1 pseudogene is annotated in these 1761 nt (G+C 52.3%); it reads right to left on the bottom strand.

Going from position 1 to position 1761, the window contains the following annotated elements:
- Positions 1-1761, bottom strand: a pseudogene (locus tag JT26_RS03995) (N-6 DNA methylase); the annotation flags it as partial.

Here is a 1761-nt window from a genome sequence, read left to right as displayed (position 1 = left end):
CGTACAGTTCATTGAGGTTCTGTCGCAGGGATTCATTCGCCACCTTGCGTTCCGCTTCATAATCATAGAGCGTATGGTAAGCATCTCGCAGGTCTATGTAGAGCAGCATCTTCTGCCGTTCTTGGGAAGAGAGGTCTATGGGCTGGAACATTCGGTTGTCCTCCATATCACGGACAAGCATTCCGACTTGAAAGTCCGAGGAAAGCAAAGAGCCTTCTCTGAGGTGTTCATGCCATAAGCCCTCATAGGGACGCAGCCGCATACCTTTCTCCTTGTCCTGCTGCCACCACAACTCTCCTGTCACCAACAGTCCCACAGCAGTCTCTTGTTGCTTTATTTCGACAGTGGGAGAAGGGGCGGAAGCCTCAGCACGTTTCACAGAGGAGTTTTTTCGTTTGGGCTTCTCCTCTTGAATGATATTGCCAAAAAGGTCGAGCAGTTGCACCTGTGGTGCAACACTACTTCGGGGTTGTTCTGTCGGCTGTTCCTTTTTCAGTTGCACCACCTCTTGGTGTGGTTGCTCTTCTTCCGAAGTGGCAGACGTAAGCGTCACTTCTCGCTGTTTTATTTCGGGAGGAACGGCAATGCTAACTTGGGGTTGCTCCTGTATGAAGANTGCTCTTCTTCCGAAGTGGCAGACGTAAGCGTCACTTCTCGCTGTTTTATTTCGGGAGGAACGGCAATGCTAACTTGGGGTTGCTCCTGTATGAAGATGTGCTTTTGATACAACGCCATGTCCAAGCGTTTGGCTAAATCCGCCCGCAGGATTTTTCCCATATCGGTGGCGATGCCTTCCGCTCCGCCCTCATGATGGAACAGGATGGCGGGCTTGCCGTAAGGGTCGGTATCCTGCTTCCACTCGGTATGCACGATTTGCGACATGCTTCGCAGATAGGTATTGAACAGCACTCCACTGGGGCGTTTCTCGCTCTTGATGAAACGCTGTTCCTCTTCGGTCAAACTTGTCTTGCCGCTCTGCTTTTGCAGGACAATCAGGTCACTGCCCACTTCCGTCCCGGCATTCTCCGAGAAGAGATTGTTGGGCAGACGGACTGCCGAGACAAGGCGGGTATGATTCATCAGCCACTCCCTTACAGACTCATTCGTTGGCGCGTTCATAACACCTTGCGAGGTGATGAATGCCAGCACTCCACCCTCACGGAGCATATCAACCCCCTTGACGAAAAAGTAATTGTGCAGGGACATGCGGGCGACCTTTCGGGCAGGTTCGTCCGTCTTGCTGAAAACAGGGTCGAAGACGGCCACATCTCCGAAAGGAATGTTGCTGCTGACCACATCGAAATAACCTCCGAGCTTGGATTCGATTTCCTCGAAGCCTCGGATGCGTATCTTGTCTTCGGGATGCAGAGCGGAGAGCATTTGTCCCGTAAGGATGTCTTTCTCAAAACCGAAGGTCGTATGCCCTTCGGCTGCAATGCCGTCAAAAGAGCGGATGAACTCGCCCATTCCCGCCGAAGGGTCAAGGATTCGCTTGGGGACGATACCTGCCTCCTGTAAGGCAACGGCAATCTCCCGTACTATGGGCGCAGGAGTATAGAAAGCGGTCATCACGGAGTTTTTCAGGCTCTGCATATAACTCTTGTATTGCGATTCGGAAGCGGTGTTGTCTCTAATGATGCTGTGCAACTCCATCACCAAGGGGAAAAGCTCCAGCTCCGACTTGTTCCATCGGGCGATGTCCTCCATCGTGTTGGCAGGAGAGAGGATACACTTCAAAGCCCCGAAGCCCGTATAGGCTTC

This window comes from Porphyromonas sp. COT-108 OH1349, assembly GCF_000768755.1.
Taxonomy (GTDB): domain Bacteria; phylum Bacteroidota; class Bacteroidia; order Bacteroidales; family Porphyromonadaceae; genus Porphyromonas_A; species Porphyromonas_A canoris.
The sequence above is the reverse complement of the archived record's forward strand: the minus strand, read 5'-3'. Positions and strand labels throughout refer to the sequence as shown.